Origin of the sequence: Dorea ammoniilytica (genome assembly GCF_025567415.1) — a bacterium.
Classification (GTDB): Bacteria; Bacillota; Clostridia; order Lachnospirales; family Lachnospiraceae; genus Claveliimonas; species Claveliimonas ammoniilytica.
The window spans coordinates 24,815-41,408 of the sequence record NZ_JAOQJV010000002.1 but is presented as its reverse complement, the minus strand read 5'-3'; the positions used below and the strand labels follow the sequence as shown (position 1 = coordinate 41,408).

Here is a 16,594-nt window from a genome sequence, read left to right as displayed (position 1 = left end):
CTTTCTACTCTTCGTCAGACAGTTCGTCAAATTCAATCTCAAAGTCACCATTGAGGTCATCATCCTCCTCCGGTTCCTCAACATCCACAAGTTCTTCACCCTGGAATTCCTGAGCGGTATATCCATGTTCGCCCAGATTCTCCTCGTCCTGACGATACTTTCTATCTCCCTCGATCAGTGAGCGGAAATCAGTTTCACCCATATCTACGGTTTCCATGATCTCTACTTCTGTATTGTCATCACGAAGCACACGTACATCCAGTCCCAGAGACTGCAACTCTTTCAGAAGTACCTTGAAGGATTCCGGAATACCCGGCTCAGGGATATTTTCACCCTTGATAATTGCCTCGTAGGTCTTCACACGGCCGATTACATCATCGGACTTCACAGTCAGGATCTCCTGCAGTGTGTAAGAAGCACCATAAGCCTCCAGAGCCCATACCTCCATCTCTCCGAAACGCTGTCCACCGAACTGAGCTTTACCACCCAGAGGCTGCTGTGTTACCAGAGAGTAAGGACCGGTAGAACGTGCATGGATCTTGTCGTCTACCAGGTGATGGAGCTTCAGGTAATGCATGTGACCGATTGTTACCGGACTATCGAAATACTCACCGGTACGTCCGTCACGAAGGCGTACTTTACCGTCTCTTGAAAGCGGTACACCCTTCCACAGTTTTCTGTGATCTCTGTTTTCGTACAGATAATCCACAACTTCCGGAAGAAGTTCAGCCTCATGAAGCTTCTTGAATTCATCCCACTCCAGATTTACATAGTCATTTGCAAGTTCCAGAGTATCCATAATATCATGCTCGTCTGCACCGTCAAATACCGGTGTCGCGATGTTAAATCCTAATGCTTTTGCTGCCAGTGACAGATGAATCTCCAGCACCTGTCCGATATTCATACGTGAAGGCACACCCAGTGGGTTCAACACGATGTCCAGCGGACGACCATTTGGCAGGAACGGCATATCCTCTACAGGAAGCACACGGGAAACGACACCCTTGTTACCATGACGTCCGGCCATCTTATCACCAACAGAAATCTTTCTCTTCTGTGCAATGTAGATACGTACAGACTGATTTACTCCAGGAGACAGTTCATCACCGTTCTCTCTTGTAAATACCTTCGCATCTACAACAATACCATATTCTCCGTGCGGTACTTTCAGGGAAGTATCACGTACTTCACGTGCCTTCTCACCAAAGATTGCACGAAGCAGTCTTTCTTCTGCCGTAAGTTCTGTCTCTCCCTTAGGAGTAACCTTACCTACCAGAATATCTCCGGCGCGCACTTCTGCACCGATACGGATAATACCGCGCTCATCCAGATCCTTCAGAGCGTCATCACCCACACCCGGGATATCTCTTGTAATTTCCTCAGGTCCAAGCTTGGTATCTCTCGCTTCTGCTTCATATTCTTCAATATGAATAGATGTATATACATCGTCCTGCACCAGTCTCTCACTAAGCAGAACGGCATCCTCGTAGTTGTAACCTTCCCAGGTCATAAATCCGATCAGCGGATTCTTTCCAAGGGCCATCTCGCCCTGTGATGTAGACGGACCATCAGCAATTACCTGTCCTTCTTCTACTCTTTCTCCCTTAAATACAATCGGTCTCTGGTTGTAGCAGTTGCTCTGGTTACTTCTCTGGAACTTGGTCAGCTTGTATTTCTTAAGAGTCTTGTCGTCCTGACGGATTGTGATCTCCGTAGAAGTAGAACGCTCTACAATACCGCCCTGCTCAGCAACCACACATACTCCTGAGTCAACAGCAGACTTTTCTTCCATACCAGTACCTACAACCGGTGCCTCTGTCAGCATAAGCGGTACGGCCTGACGCTGCATGTTAGATCCCATCAGCGCACGGTTCGCATCGTCATTCTGCAGGAATGGAATCAATGCTGTAGCAACAGAGAATACCATTCTCGGAGATACGTCCATGTAATCAAACATTGTACGCTCATACTCCTGAGTCTCTTCTCTGTAACGACCAGATACGCTCTTACGTACGAAATGTCCTTCTTCATCCAGCTTCTCGTTCGCCTGTGCTACATGGTAGTTATCCTCTTCGTCAGCTGTCATATATACAACTTCTTCTGTGACAACCGGGTTCTTCGGATCATCGTGGTTGATCTTACGATATGGGGCCTCGATAAATCCATATTCATTAATTCTTGCGTAACATGCAAGAGAGTTGATCAGACCAATGTTAGGTCCCTCAGGTGTCTCGATAGGGCACATTCTACCATAGTGGGAATAATGTACATCTCGCACCTCGAATCCGGCACGGTCTCTTGACAGACCACCAGGTCCCAGTGCTGAAAGACGTCTCTTATGAGTCAGCTCACCCAGTGGGTTATTCTGATCCATGAACTGTGACAGCTGTGAAGATCCGAAGAACTCTTTCACTGCTGCTGTTACAGGCTTAATGTTGATCAGAGACTGTGGCGAAATGCCTTCTGTATCCTGCGTAGTCATACGCTCACGTACCACACGTTCCAGTCTGGACAGACCGATACGGTACTGATTCTGCAGAAGTTCTCCTACAGAACGGATACGGCGGTTACCCAGGTGGTCGATATCATCATCCGTACCAACACCATACTCCAGATGAATATTATAGTTAATAGAAGCAAGAATATCTTCCTTCGTAATATGCTTCGGAATCAGATCGTGAATATCTCTGTGGATCGCATCCTTGAGTTCATCGATATCACCTGCTGTCTCTTCCAGGATTGTAGCCAGAACCGGATAATATACCTGCTCTGTCACGCCCAGTTCAGCCGGATCTATATCTACGATTGCATCCAGATCAACCATCATGTTAGAGAGAACTTTAATCTTTCTCTCCTCTTCCGGATTCTCCAGCCATACAGCCGGAACAGCCGCATTCTGAATCTGATCTGCTATATCTCTAGTAATCTTCGTTCCTTCTTCTGCAATGATTTCACCTGTCAGCGGGCTTACAACCGTCTCAGCCAGTACATGACCTGAAATACGATTCTTAAGAGCCAGCTTTTTATTAAATTTGTAACGGCCAACCTTAGCCAGATCATAACGTCTAGGATCAAAGAACATGCTGGTAATCAGACTTTCCGCACTGTCTACTGCCAGCGGTTCGCCCGGACGGATCTTCTTATATAATTCCAGAAGACCTTCCTGATAGTTGGTCGCAGCATCCTTCTCAAAACTTGCCAGGATCTTAGGCTCTTCGCCAAAGAGTTCTACGATCTCCGGATTAGTACCGATACCAAGTGCACGGATCAGCACAGTGATCGGAACCTTACGTGTGCGGTCTACACGCACGTAAAAGATATCATTAGAATCCGTCTCATACTCCAACCATGCTCCACGGTTCGGGATAACAGTTGAAGAATACAGTTTCTTTCCAAGTTTATCATGAGCAATTGCATAGTAAATGCCAGGAGAACGTACAAGCTGACTTACGATAACACGTTCTGCACCATTAATCACGAACGTACCCGTAGCAGTCATCAACGGCAGATCGCCCATAAAAATCTCATGTTCATTAATTTCATCTGTTTCTTTATTGTGAAGTCTTACCTTTACCTTCAAAGGTGCAGCGTATGTTGCGTCACGCTCCTTGCACTCATCGATTGAGTACTTCACATCCTTCTCACACAGGGTAAAATCCACGAATTCCAGACTAAGCTTTCCGCTGTAATCTGTAATAGGAGAAATATCATCAAATACCTCATTTAATCCTTCATCCAGAAACCATTTGTAGGAATCCTTCTGGACTTCGATCAGATTCGGCATCTGAAGTACTTCTTTTTGGCGGGAATAGCTCATGCGGGAACTTCTTCCACTCTTGATAGGACGAATTCTGTTTTTCTCCATTTGACATTCACTCCTCGTTTAATATTTTGTGGCATCAATTTGCCTGAAATCTTGCAGTTTCAACGACAGATTAGCTTGTCAAGCTAATTTTAGGCGCAATTTAGTGGCACAACTTTCCACAATTGCGCATTTTCTACTATATCACGACACCCTTAATATTGTCAACACATAGTTTCATATTTTTTGAAGAAATTTAAAAGCACCATACAGGTGCAATACCTGTACGGTGCTTTGATTACTGAATTCAATTCGCCTGTTGGAATTATTTAAGGTTAACTTCTGCTCCCTCAGCTTCCAGTTTAGCTTTAATTTCCTCAGCCTCAGCCTTAGAAACGCCCTCTTTAACAACCTTAGGTGCGCCATCTACAACTGCCTTAGCTTCTTTCAGTCCAAGACCTGTGATCTCACGAACAACCTTGATAACCTTAACCTTAGAAGCACCTGCTGCTGTAAGCTCTACATCAAACTCATCTTTCTCTTCAGCTGCTGCTGCATCTCCACCTGCTGCTGCTACAACAACACCTGCTGCTGCAGAAACACCAAATTCTTCTTCACATGCTTTTACTAAATCATTTAACTCTAATACTGATAACTCTTTGATAGCATCAATAAACTCAGCTGTTGTCAACTTTGCCATTTCATTTTCCTCCATATTCTTAATTTTGATCTTTCATGATTCAACGACATCCTTCATGCCTACGCTGTCAGGCACAAAGAACTTTGTATTCCGAAGTCACATAAGACTTCCTCATACTTCTTACTCCTCTGTAGCCGGAGTCTCTGCTGCTGCCTCTGCAGGAGCTTCTTCTGTAGCCGGTGTGCATTCTGCTGCTCCACCTTTTTCTGCGATCTGGTTGAGAACGCGTGCCAGGTTTGTAATCGGAGACTGCATACTTCCAAGTAATCTTGAAAGCAGTTCTTCTCTTGAAGGGATCTTTGCAAGCTCTGCCAATGCTGCTGCATCATACTTCTGTCCTTCTACCACACCTGCTTTTAATTCAAGAGCCTTTGCATCTTTTGCAAACTTAGCAAGGATTCTTGCCGGAGCTGTTGCATCATCTTTAGAAATTGCAATAGCATTCGGTCCGTCCAGATACTCATCTAACTGAGCAAAATCTGTTCCTTCAAAAGCTCTTTTCATCATTGTGTTCTTACAAACTTTGTAAACTACTCCAGCTTCTCTCAGCTGTTTACGAAGAGCTGTATCTTCTGCAACTGTCAGTCCACGGTAATCAACCAGGACGATTGACTGAGCGCCTTCGATGTCATTTACGATAGCCTGTACGACTGGCTGTTTCAATTCAACTTTTGCCACGAATGGTGCACCTCCTTATAGATTTTGGTTTATACACCGCCGATAGATATAAAAAACCTCCGTGTCAAAGACACAGAGGTTGAAATTCATACATGACGTACTAATCTATTCTTCCTCGGTAGGCGCGCATCACGCTTACGTCCTTGCGGACACCTACTGTCTTCGGCAGTCTTTTAATAGATTAGCATACTTTTCCAACACTGTCAATACTTATTTTAAGAAATTAAAGCTTCTTACCACATATGGTTCTTTTGCATTGCCTTTGCAGATAGAGAAGAACGCAATGATCTTGCACACAAACAATACAATTCCAAAGATACCTGCTGCGATCGGCACAATAAATGTCCAAATCAGAAGCAGTGTTATAATTCCGGTAAGCACTTCGAGCACCGTGAATTTCAGTGCCTGTCTTACATGGAATGACAGATACGGTGAATCCTTACTTGCCAGCAGTGCAATAATGATTCCGACTGTTCCCATCAGATATACCAGCATTGCGATCACCTTATTATCAGAAATGTCTTTTGCTGTAAATTCCGATGTGTGGTCATATGGATCATACGGTGTATAATTCGGCTGATACCCACCCTGTCGTCCATAATTCTGTGACTGACCATAATTTGAATTCTGACCATAGCTCTGCGCCTGTCCATAATTCTGACTCTGTCCATAATTTACATTCTGCGCTCCGGCATTCTGACCTTCAGCCTGCGACTGATCAGATGTCTGTTCAGGTTCTACCGGTTGTGCTGCCTGTTCTGTTTTCTCAGATTCCACTCTCTGTTCTTCTACTTTCTGTTCTTCCACTTTTGTACCACAATGTGTGCAGAATGCAGCTCCATCCTGTATCTCTGCCCCACAGTTCTTACATATCTTCATCTCTGGTTCCTCCTTTGTATTAGATACTATGCGTCTAGTTTATCATAGATTGATATACCAGACCAGATATTTCCACAATTTTGCCACGTGCGGCAGCCGTATCATTCAATCCACTGCTCATCACGCAGATCGCATAATCACCTTTGTCCGTACTCACAATTGCCGCATCATGTTCTGCATCTTCCAGTTCACCTGTTTTATTCGCGCACACTGTTCCTTCCGGTAGCCCTGCCGGAATCTTGCCCCGACGTTCCTGTTCTTTCATATAGGCGAGGATCTGTGATGCACCGGCGATCTCATTGTTCTCGACCGACTCTAAAAACTTCACACAATCCTTTGGCGAGGTGTAATTATCATCCGACGCATTAAAATCCAAAAGCAGCCTTCCCATATGAGTGTCCGAGTATCCATGTTCCGCACAATAGTCATTCACTTTCTGCATACCGGCCGCCGCATCACCGGATCCCAATCTTCTCACTAACGTATTCGCCGCATCATTATCGCTGACACGGATCATACTCCGTACAAGCGCTTCTGTCTCTCCGTTATAACTTTCCTGTCCGGCCAGATTATCCTGCTGTTCATATACTGTTCCGGCAACAAACAATTTGATCAGGCTCGCCGCTTCCTGTCTGCCATCGCCCGCTAACGCATAGCTTCCATCATCGATCTTTTCTACATATACGCTCCAGGATTCACCCTGCGCCTGACGCTCCTGAATCTCGCCCGCAAGCTCTGCACTCAGCTCATCAAGCTCGGTCACATCCGGAGTTCGATGTGATTCATAATACTGCTCAACGCCTCGAACTATGCCTTCTACCATCTTATTCCGATAATCCGCATCTTCCATATTACGGTCATCCTGTTCATTCGTCATGAATCCCATTTCCAGAATCATCACGGGAACTTTACTCCAGTTAAGACCGGTCATTGTATCATTTTCCTGAATACCAAGATTCTGCATCCCGGTATTCGTACAATAGGATCCCAGCACATCTTCTGCCAGCTCCCTGCTGTTGCCGTAAAGCGATGATGTATTCGGATTCGTCTGAGATGCAATCAGCGCCAGCGCCCCATTCACTGAAGCATCTTCACTGCCGTTGGCATGAATTCGAATCACAACATCTGCACCCGCGTCATTAGCAAGTTTGGCTCGTTCCGAATTACTAATTGCAGTTTCATTGTCCTCTCTGGTCATGATCACATCATAGCCCGCTTCCCGCAACGCATCGCGAAGCTGCAACGACACGTCCAGACAAAGCTCGTACTCCGGAATGCCGGTATATTTCCCCGAAGTGCCTGTACTTGCTTTTGCTTTCATCTCAGCAGACCCCGGAGCGTTGGGCTCCTTTGCACTCATATCTACATCCCACGCCTGATGTCCGGGATCGATTGCCACAAGTAATTTCTTTTCTTTTTCTTCCGGTTCCGGAGCTTCCGTCTGTTCATTCTTCTCAAGCTTTTCGTTTTGAATCACACGCACTTTCTCTTGTTCCGATTTCTTATCTGTCAGTTTCGAAATTCTGCCACACCCGGTCACACCCAAAACAATAGCCAGCATGGCGCTTACTATACGCACTTTTCTCATAACGCACCTGATCCATTTACTGATCTAACTGATATCCATTCGGAGAAATGCTGAACTCCAGATTCTTCAGGAATGTAACATTTTTCTTCTCCACGTCAGAGAGTAACGACTCGCTGAAATTTGCCGGTGCGATCGTTCCCGAATACCAGCTCTGGGAATTAAAATAGTTCTGCAGTTCCCGAGAATCAAACAACCTTCCATGGCGTGCATAGATCTCATTCTTTGCATAATTGATCTGTTGCAAACTCAACCCTGCCACATCAGCATCTGTAAGCAGTCTGCTGCTACTCTGCGGCAATACATAGCCGCCCGCATCACCTGCGGTTTCCTCCACTGCTTCTTTCTCTTCTGTAATGGTCTCCGTCTTACCTTTTTCAAGCACCAGCTCTACGCCATCTTCATTCATTACCTTATTCGCTTCCAGATAAAGCTTATCACCGTGTACGCTCAGATCACCACCGATCTTCACTTTCTCGTTAGCCGCCAGTGCCGCAAGCAGACCTGTCTGTAATTTTGCATCATCTACATATACGCTGCTCACATCTTCTACCAACACCTTATTCCCATCAGAGTCCAGTGCATACACAGTCAGTTCATCTCCCCAGCTCAGCATTTCCGAACCATTCGATGCTTTCTTAACATTTCCGGCCAGTGTACAATAACTGTTTTCGGTAGCATTAATATCCACCTCATCCAGATCCACCTCATCAGCATCTACTGTCTTTTCTTCTTTTTCATCAAGCTCTTCCAAATCTTGGGAGGCTTCCTTCGACGGTGCAAATACCTGACTGTAAACCAGATAACCGACACCGCCCACAATCAGCAGACTGATCAGTATAATTCCAATGATCAACGGAATGCTGCCGCCTTTTTTCTTGTAGACCGGTGCATCCGCAGGATCATCCGGCATCTCTACATAGCGTTCTCCCTGAAATGCGCCGCAGTTCGGGCAATGCACATCATTCTCATCAATCTTCGCTCCGCACTGCTGGCAAAACACCTTACCATCATCAGAATATGTATTCTTCTCATCATTCCTCATATCTTTTGTCCTCCTCGCTAGACCACACCCGGCCCGACTTTTCCCGTCTTCAGCAGACATCTTAGATTCAGTATAGCATACCGCAGTGCTTATTGCACAAAAAAATCACCGTCAATCGACGGTGATTTTCTGTATTTCGATGCTGTGTGGATTAAGCCAGCTTAGCTGGGTTAATCTTTACTCCAGGTCCCATAGTAGAAGTAAGTGTCACACTCTTAAGGTACTGACCCTTAACTGCTGCCGGTCTGGCTTTATTAAGTGCATCAATAAGCGTCTGGAAGTTGTCTGCAAGCTGTTCCTCAGAGAAAGAAGCCTTTCCGATCGGAACGTGTACGATATTAGTCTTGTCAAGTCTGTACTCGATCTTACCAGCTTTGATATCGTTAACAGCCTTAGTAACATCCATTGTTACTGTACCAGCCTTCGGGTTTGGCATAAGTCCCTTAGGTCCAAGTACACGACCGATACGTCCAACAACGCCCATCATATCCGGTGTAGCTACTACTACGTCGAAATCGAACCAGTTTTCTTTCTGGATCTTCTCGATCAGTTCCATTCCTCCTACGTAATCAGCACCAGCTGCTTTAGCTTCTTCAGCCTTAGCATCCTTAGCGAATACCAGGATACGAACTTTCTTACCAGTTCCGTGTGGCAGTACAACTGCTCCACGAATCTGCTGGTCAGCGTGACGTCCGTCACATCCGGTTCTGATATGAGCCTCGATGGTCTCATCAAATTTGGCAACTGCTGTCTTCTTTACCAGAGCGATAGCCTCTTCTTTTCCGTAAAGATTACCTCTCTCGATATTCTTGGCAGCTTCGATATATTTCTTTCCGTGTTTCATTTAAAAATACCTCCTTGTGGTAATGTCGGGATAACCCTCCCACTGCGTTATATCATCAATTTCACTCAGTTATTCTCAGATTATTCAGTAACGGTAACACCCATAGAACGGCATGTACCTTCGATCATGCTCATAGCACTCTCAACGCTTGCTGCGTTAAGGTCTGGCATCTTCAGCTCTGCGATTTCCTGAACCTGAGCCTTAGTGATTGTTGCTACCTTAGTCTTGTTCGGCACGCCTGAACCAGATTTGATGTTGCAGGCTTTCTTAATAAGAACTGCTGCCGGTGGTGTCTTTGTGATGAAGCTAAAGCTTCTGTCATTGTAAACTGTGATTACTACAGGAATGATCAGATCTCCCTGATCTGCTGTCTTAGCATTGAACTGCTTTGTAAATTCTACAATGTTAACACCATGCTGTCCAAGTGCAGGTCCTACCGGAGGAGCCGGTGTTGCCTTACCTGCAGGAATCTGTAATTTGATATAACCTGTTACTTTTTTTGCCATTTTAATTACCTCCTTGTGGTAATGCCGGGGTAAATACCCCTCCCACTGATTTTAATCTTGATTTCCACAGCCAGCTGTGAAAAACGTACTACATCTTCTTAATTTCTGCGAAACTTAATTCTACTGGCGTCTCGCGGCCAAAAAGCTCTACATTGATGGTCAGACTCTGCTTCTGCAGATTCATAGACTGGACAACGCCAACTGTGTCTGCCCATGCTCCGGCAATAACCTGAATGGTATCTCCGATCTCGTAATCAGACTCGATATTCTCTCGCTTGATTCCAAGTCCGGCCATCTCAACATCCGTAAGCGGAACCGGTTTGGATCCAGGACCTACGAATCCTGTAACACCTCTTGTGTTACGTACTACATACCAGGTATCGTCGTTCATGATCATGTGGATCAGAACATAGCCGGGAAACATCTTCTTCTGTGCAGTCTTCGGAACTCCGTTCTTCATCTCGACTACATCCTGCATCGGAACTCTGACTTCCAGAATCTCATCTTCCAGATGTCTGTTCTCGATGGTCTTGTCAATGTTAGCCTTTACCTTGTTCTCATACCCGGAATAGGTATGAACCACGTACCATTTTGCTTCTGACATAAAATCACCTTTCTTGCATGCAGTTTATCAGTTATCTTACCAATAAATCCACTCCGTTCTGCACCAGGAAATCAATCACTGCAATGATCGCTCCCAATACAACGGATACAGAAACGACTGCCGCTGTCTGTTTTGCAAGTGTCTCTTTGTCCGGCCAGATGATCTTGCGGAACTCCGCTTTCAGACCTTTGAACCAGCTTTTCTTCTGAGCTTCTTTCTTACTCATGACATTCACACTCCTTTTCAGAACGACTTATTTCGTTTCTTTGTGCATTGTGTGTGATTTGCAGAACTTACAGTACTTCTTAGTCTCCATGCGTTCCGGATGAGCTTTCTTATCCTTAGTCATGTTGTAGTTACGCTGCTTGCATTCTGTACACTCTAAAGTAATTCTTGTACGCACAACTTCCACCTCGCTTCGTATTTACATTTTTACGTGTTACCGGTAGCTTGCGAGGCTACCTAAAATTAGGCATAAAAAAAAGACCTACTTCCATCGCTAGAATACTATAGCACAGCATTCGGACGGAAGTCAAGCCTTTTCTCCCTGCTCTGTCGCAAAACAGCTATTATTTTGCGAGCTTTCTGCATTCCATATAATAACGCTTCTGGATATCTTCGCCAATGGAAAATGTCTTCCTCGGCAACACGCCTCCTGCTTCAATCGCATCAAAAAGCGAACTCTTATCAAAGGCTCCAAGAATCATTGCACAGCCTCTTCCATCTTCTGCAATATGCTCTGCCGCTGCCTCACTATGTACATAGTCGAGTTCCTGCTTCGGATGTTCTTTCAAATATTCATCCAGATATTTCTGAAGAAGCTCCACCGGCAAGTGCCCAGCCCGGTTTCCAATCTTATAGGAAGCTTCATTTTCCTTATATAAGAATGTTACATCCGCTTGATTGTCATTATCCGTCCGCACAAGTCTCATATCCCGTTTTTCCAGATATTCCGCGAAACCATTGATCAGTGCTTCATTATCGCAGTCATACAGCACTCTGTGGATCGGATAGAACAGCAATGACGGACTGTACAGATTCACAGCTTCCACCAATGCATAACGCATCGGATGATCCGTCCGTTCTTCTTCTGTCAGATCCTTTTTCGCATTCTCCCAGCACGTCTTTGCCGAAGCAAGCGAATGATTGCCATCTCCAACCGCAAGGAAAATACCCGGACACTCTTCTTCCATCTTCTGCAATCTCGCGGATACACGTTCCGCATGCACTCCGGTAACCGCATATCCGGTCACATGACCACCATCTTCCATCAGATCTGTATCGTACAGCTTCTCAAAACTCATACGCTCTTCATATAATGCTTCCAAAAGCTGCTTCTTCGGATCATCCATCAGCACCATTACGTGAGGACTTTCCAGCGATGCGCCTTCACGGATACCCACACGTACCGGAATTCGTTCTTTCACTGTAGCTTCCGTGGCACGCACCGGTGCATCGGTTCCCACATGATAATCATATTTTTCCAGATCCAATTCTGCCACCAGACCAATCCGTTCTCCCGCAGAAGTCTGCCGCACCGTCAGTACGTAGCCCTGATGTACGCGTTCCTTTAAGACTTCATCTTTCAGATATGCGGACATCTCATTCTGAATCGCGGCAATGCGATCGGTGTACGCCTGTCTGTCATCTGTATTCAAATATATCTCCGGATAAATAAGCCGCAGCATAGACGGCGCATCCTGCACGTAATCTTCCACACGCTCCCAGTACTCCGGCTGTGCGGTAAACTGATCACATGCGATCACCGCCCATTTTTTCATATCCGCACCCATGTCTGGCAGTAAAATATCTGCCGGACGCAGTGATGCCACCGGCAGATATGATGTATGATCTGTGTTATTTGTTTGTAATGTATGTGCTGTATTCTTCTGTAATTCCATATGCCCTTATCCTTCCACTCATGACTTCTTTCAGTCAAGCCGTGGTTCTATTATATGCTCTGGATGCTTAGAGTTCAACAGCTTTTTGAAAGCATTAGCAATACGATATCGTTATAATTCCAGTAGATTCATTACCAATTTCACCATCACATCTTTCTCCTCTGGTTTCGATTCAGCAATCATCAACGTAATGGCTACCAACGTCCCATCATTGAGCCTCTTTTCTTCGTTCTGAAACAATGCATTGTTCTTATCTAAAAATTCCAAAAACAGTGACGCAGCAATTCTTTTACAGCCATCTGCATATGGATGATCTTTTATCATAAAGTACAATAGATTAGCTGCCTTCTCTTCCAAAGATGGATATGCATCTTGTCCAAATACACTTTGATAAACCGCAGCGATAATACCTTCTACTTTACCTGTTTCCTTTTCTACACCAAATACATCTGTATCAAAAGAATCTTTCATTTGACCAACCATCTGAACACACTCTTCATAAGTAATACGATATATTGGAGTACTTCCCGTCGGCTTACTTAGCGTTTGATGGTCATATTGATCAAGAAGAAGTAATGCATCTGTATATTCGTTTACAGCTCTAAGCACATCTTTCTCCTCTATGTCAAGCGCATCCGCAAGCATTCTCGTCTGGATATCAACCGTTTTTTCGAGAGCCTGAAGACGCTTTTCATTGATTGCATAACCTTTTAATATGAATTGTTTAAGTACATTATTTGCCCATTTTCTAAAAGCTATACCTCTTTTAGAATTAACTCGATATCCGACTGCTAAAATCACATCCGACGAATAAAATGCAACTGACTGCTTTACTCCATCAACACGCATTTTTTGCGTGTTGTTATCTCTATCAACTTCTGAAGATCTAAAAATATTATTTATATGCTTTCTAATATTAGTTTCATCCTTGTCAAACAAAACAGCCATTTGATTAGCAGACAACCATACGGATTCTCCATCTCGAGATACCGGAATTTGAAGCATTCCATATTCCGAAAAGAAAACCTTACCGATATTCCGTTTCTCAATTCTGAAAATCAGTAAGGTTTCTTTCTATTTACCTATTTTTACTTTTCCTCATCCGGTTTACTTCGTATATACACTGAATAACTGATCCGCCTGATCCACTGCATTCAGATCTAATCCCAATATATTGACAGATATCAGATAACGCGAATCCTGTTCGTTCACCAAATACACCGACACACCATAATAAGGAACGTCATTGTTCTTAAATGTGTATTGTGCTGCGTAATGTTTCTCACCCAAAAATGTGATTTCTTCTACATTATTTTGAAATTCTGTGATTTGTGCATCTTCTCCCGCTGATTCTTTAATATCTTCCTCAGTCATCACTGATTTTTCCGCTATGGTCTTTTCTTCATCCCATGTGGTTTCATCATTTAAAGCTGAAGCCTTTTGAATGTCCAATTGAATATATGTAGTCCCATCATTTGCTGTAAAAACTGTCGTACTTCCCAGTTCAACTAAGGATCTCAAATAATCATAAGTACTTTCTGAATTAGAGGATTCTACGACATCCGCACCAGACAGCGCAATATTGTTTCTATTTTCCAATGTATAAGTATCCGGAAGGGAGACCTTAAATCCAAAGGATGGATTTTCATAGCCCTGGGAGACATACCTTCCAATCATATCATCACTTACTTTATTCTCCTCATCAGCAGTATCCGACTCTGATTCATCAGCTGTGTCCGACTCTTCTTTTACAGACTCTGTCGTTCCATTATCTGATTGGGACGACGTGTCCTTTTCTCCCCCTCCACATCCTGTTAATCCAGTTATGCACAGGCAACCTGCCATAACAAGTGCTAAGATTTTAACTTTTTGATTTTTCATACTCTCTTTTCCTTTCTTTCGTTATAATTATATCTGCGTATATCCTCCAGGCTGCAGATCACACACGTGCCTTCTTTTGCCAGTGTTCCTGCTATCTGCATGCCCTCCGATCCACACCAGACACCGGATACGATCTCTCCGATATGATCCACAAGTTCCACATCTGACTGCACATAATCCGGATAATATTCTCCAAGTCCCTTTTCCCGGTTCACCTGCACGATCATATCATCCACCTGCTGAAGCGTCGCTACTGATGGGTCATCGCTCTCTATCGGCACCAGTGCCGGATGCATTTTCGCCAGATAATTCTGATTCTTGAATTCCTCGCAATACAACTCATAACAGGCACGGATCTCCGCAAGCGTCCTGCCTCCGCTACTTGACAGCCTCCATCCTTCCGTGCGGACATATGCCATCCACCGTTCATGTTCCAGATTGTAATAAGCCGCACGCTCTGTTTCGCTTAATGATGCCAATATCTCAGCGAAATCCACCGGTTTTACGCACCTGCGGTAACATTCCAGTTCTTCGCCATTTTCCGGTACACGCAGAATGCCATATCCCATTTCCCATAATTTGGTACTGATATGCATACCATTCGCTATACTCGATCGGCGATTGCCCTGCTTTTCATAAAAATTCTGCACTGCATACCGTCGGGACTCTGCATCGGATTCCCGGTTCAGACGGAAATAATGTGACTGCACACCAAGTCCCAGATATTCCAGTACAAATGCCGCATCCGATTCATTACCATAATAGGCCCCGCCACATCCAAACGGTACAATATCATAAGAAAGACTGGTCTTTCTTCTCGTATTTTCCGAAAGTTCACTGACCGCCATTTTCTTTGCCGAACTTTGTACATACGCACAGATAAATGGTTTTGTGTATCCCGCTTTTGCACAAAAATGGCGTCTCATCCATACCGCTGCACGAATCGAGGTCTCATCGTCTCCCAGCGCTGATACACAATAATCCACCTGTCCTAATGCGTCCAGTTCACGCTGCATTGTGCTGCCGAAGATATCTCCCTCATGAATGCAGATCTGATAATTACCTTCATCTGGCAAAAGTTCCGGACACTCTGCTTCCAGCCTGTCTTTCAGCTGCGTCCCTTCCAGATCAAACAGATGAATATTCAGCTTATAACTTATCATCCGACCACTCCAGACAGCCGCCTTCAGAAATTCACATCCTGCTTTACCACCACCCAGAATCAAAAGTGTAAGTATCTTCTGCTTTGCTCCACCTGTCTGCATCTGATTCGTATACAGCGGATATTCATATAACTGTTCATAGACAGCATCCCGCACTTCGTCTACAAGCACAACTCTCAAATCCTGCTTATCTTTGGCATCCAACAGACTCTCCGCTTCCGCATTGGTCGCATAACAATGAAGTGTTACATTTTTCTGACACAACCTCTGTTTGGTATACCAGGCTGATCCACCTGTCATGTCATGAATCATTTTCAATGTCTGATCTACATTCGCATCATCGTCTTCTGAGATTATATAATAATTCACCCTGCGACTCTGACTATTCAGCCTCACATGTATAATCTCTTCCGGCAAAAGCACTGCATTCAGCTTACGTGCACTTTTTTCCTGATCCGTATTAACACTGTCCTTCTTGTCAGAACAACAGAATACGATTTCCAGTCTGCGTCCCGATTTTTTTGCACAGCTCCACATATCGAATGCGATCTCTAACGAACGCGCATTCAATTCTGAAAAGATATACAGATCATGTTTTTTCTTCAGGCGCAGCCGCAGCCGCTCAAATGTATTTGAAAAATACTGCAGCACCACGCCTAATGTAAATACCGGCGCCAGCAGATACAACGTCACCGCCAATATCTTATATGGAAGCAGCATAGAGTCGAGTATATCTCTCGTAAGCATACTGAGGATATCATCCGCACCGGTATCCACCACAAACATCCGAATACTGTGAGAAATACACATTGCCAGTGCGATTCCCGCGTTCTCCTGCATATACATCACCGGGAAACACATGGTTACCGACGCAAGAAATACGCCTGCGCCCAGATATTGTATTCGACTTGCTCCCTGTTTTCTGCAGATGATATACACCACAGTCCCTGCCAGGACAAACAAAATTGCCATAGCAAAACATATCTTCCATATCATGTTCCAATTA

General features: G+C 44.6%; 15 protein-coding genes and 1 other annotated feature. All 15 genes read right to left on the bottom strand.

Annotated elements, in window-relative coordinates; translation table 11 throughout:
* Nucleotides 1-4 precede the first annotated feature (4 nt).
* The gene (rpoB, locus tag OCV65_RS02220) at nucleotides 5-3,865 is read right to left on the bottom strand and encodes a DNA-directed RNA polymerase subunit beta (RefSeq protein WP_262580809.1); all 3,861 of its coding nucleotides are present in this window, start codon (nucleotides 3,863-3,865) and stop codon (nucleotides 5-7) included.
* A gap of 262 nt (nucleotides 3,866-4,127) precedes the next feature.
* Nucleotides 4,128-4,502 (bottom strand): 50S ribosomal protein L7/L12, encoded by a 375-nt coding sequence (gene rplL, locus OCV65_RS02215; protein WP_118384157.1) that lies wholly within the window; start codon nucleotides 4,500-4,502, stop codon nucleotides 4,128-4,130.
* A 120-nt stretch (nucleotides 4,503-4,622) separates the two neighbouring features.
* A complete protein-coding gene (gene rplJ / locus OCV65_RS02210; RefSeq protein ID WP_262580807.1) occupies nucleotides 4,623-5,180 on the bottom strand; it encodes a 50S ribosomal protein L10 in 558 nt (185 codons plus the stop codon).
* Between the two features lie 41 nt (nucleotides 5,181-5,221).
* Nucleotides 5,222-5,364 (bottom strand) — a sequence feature (ribosomal protein L10 leader region).
* A gap of 26 nt (nucleotides 5,365-5,390) precedes the next feature.
* Nucleotides 5,391-6,059 carry a zinc-ribbon domain-containing protein gene (locus OCV65_RS02205; protein WP_262580806.1) on the bottom strand — a complete coding sequence of 223 codons (669 nt, stop codon included), beginning with the start codon at nucleotides 6,057-6,059 and terminating at the stop codon, nucleotides 5,391-5,393.
* Nucleotides 6,060-6,093: 34 nt separating this feature from the next.
* Nucleotides 6,094-7,647, bottom strand: a complete 1,554-nt coding sequence (locus tag OCV65_RS02200; RefSeq protein WP_262580805.1) for an N-acetylmuramoyl-L-alanine amidase — start codon at nucleotides 7,645-7,647, stop codon at nucleotides 6,094-6,096.
* A gap of 16 nt (nucleotides 7,648-7,663) precedes the next feature.
* Nucleotides 7,664-8,689 carry a YARHG domain-containing protein gene (locus OCV65_RS02195; RefSeq protein ID WP_262580804.1) on the bottom strand — a complete coding sequence of 342 codons (1,026 nt, stop codon included), beginning with the start codon at nucleotides 8,687-8,689 and terminating at the stop codon, nucleotides 7,664-7,666.
* A gap of 151 nt (nucleotides 8,690-8,840) precedes the next feature.
* Complete coding sequence (gene rplA, locus OCV65_RS02190; protein WP_262580803.1) at nucleotides 8,841-9,533, bottom strand: 50S ribosomal protein L1; 693 nt, start codon at nucleotides 9,531-9,533, stop codon at nucleotides 8,841-8,843.
* 80 nt (nucleotides 9,534-9,613) lie between these two features.
* The gene (gene rplK, locus OCV65_RS02185) at nucleotides 9,614-10,039 is read right to left on the bottom strand and encodes a 50S ribosomal protein L11 (RefSeq protein ID WP_118384164.1); all 426 of its coding nucleotides are present in this window, start codon (nucleotides 10,037-10,039) and stop codon (nucleotides 9,614-9,616) included.
* 88 nt (nucleotides 10,040-10,127) lie between these two features.
* Nucleotides 10,128-10,643, bottom strand: coding sequence for a transcription termination/antitermination protein NusG (gene nusG / locus OCV65_RS02180; protein ID WP_118384165.1), 516 nt, complete (start codon nucleotides 10,641-10,643; stop codon nucleotides 10,128-10,130).
* Nucleotides 10,644-10,674: 31 nt separating this feature from the next.
* Complete coding sequence (secE, locus tag OCV65_RS02175; protein WP_118384166.1) at nucleotides 10,675-10,869, bottom strand: preprotein translocase subunit SecE; 195 nt, start codon at nucleotides 10,867-10,869, stop codon at nucleotides 10,675-10,677.
* 27 nt (nucleotides 10,870-10,896) lie between these two features.
* Nucleotides 10,897-11,046 carry a 50S ribosomal protein L33 gene (gene rpmG, locus OCV65_RS02170; RefSeq protein WP_118384167.1) on the bottom strand — a complete coding sequence of 50 codons (150 nt, stop codon included), beginning with the start codon at nucleotides 11,044-11,046 and terminating at the stop codon, nucleotides 10,897-10,899.
* A gap of 166 nt (nucleotides 11,047-11,212) precedes the next feature.
* Nucleotides 11,213-12,544 (bottom strand): DUF1015 domain-containing protein, encoded by a 1,332-nt coding sequence (locus OCV65_RS02165; RefSeq protein WP_262580801.1) that lies wholly within the window; start codon nucleotides 12,542-12,544, stop codon nucleotides 11,213-11,215.
* Between the two features lie 111 nt (nucleotides 12,545-12,655).
* The gene (gene rhuM, locus OCV65_RS02160; RefSeq protein ID WP_262580800.1) at nucleotides 12,656-13,549 is read right to left on the bottom strand and encodes a Fic family protein; all 894 of its coding nucleotides are present in this window, start codon (nucleotides 13,547-13,549) and stop codon (nucleotides 12,656-12,658) included.
* 102 nt (nucleotides 13,550-13,651) lie between these two features.
* On the bottom strand, nucleotides 13,652-14,425 hold the full coding sequence (locus OCV65_RS02155; RefSeq protein ID WP_262580799.1) for a hypothetical protein: 774 nt from the start codon (nucleotides 14,423-14,425) through the stop codon (nucleotides 13,652-13,654).
* Entirely contained in the window at nucleotides 14,422-16,584 is a 2,163-nt protein-coding gene (locus tag OCV65_RS02150; RefSeq protein WP_262580798.1) for a hypothetical protein, read from the bottom strand. Before OCV65_RS02150 ends, OCV65_RS02155 begins: the two co-directional genes overlap by 4 nt.
* Nucleotides 16,585-16,594 lie beyond the last annotated feature (10 nt).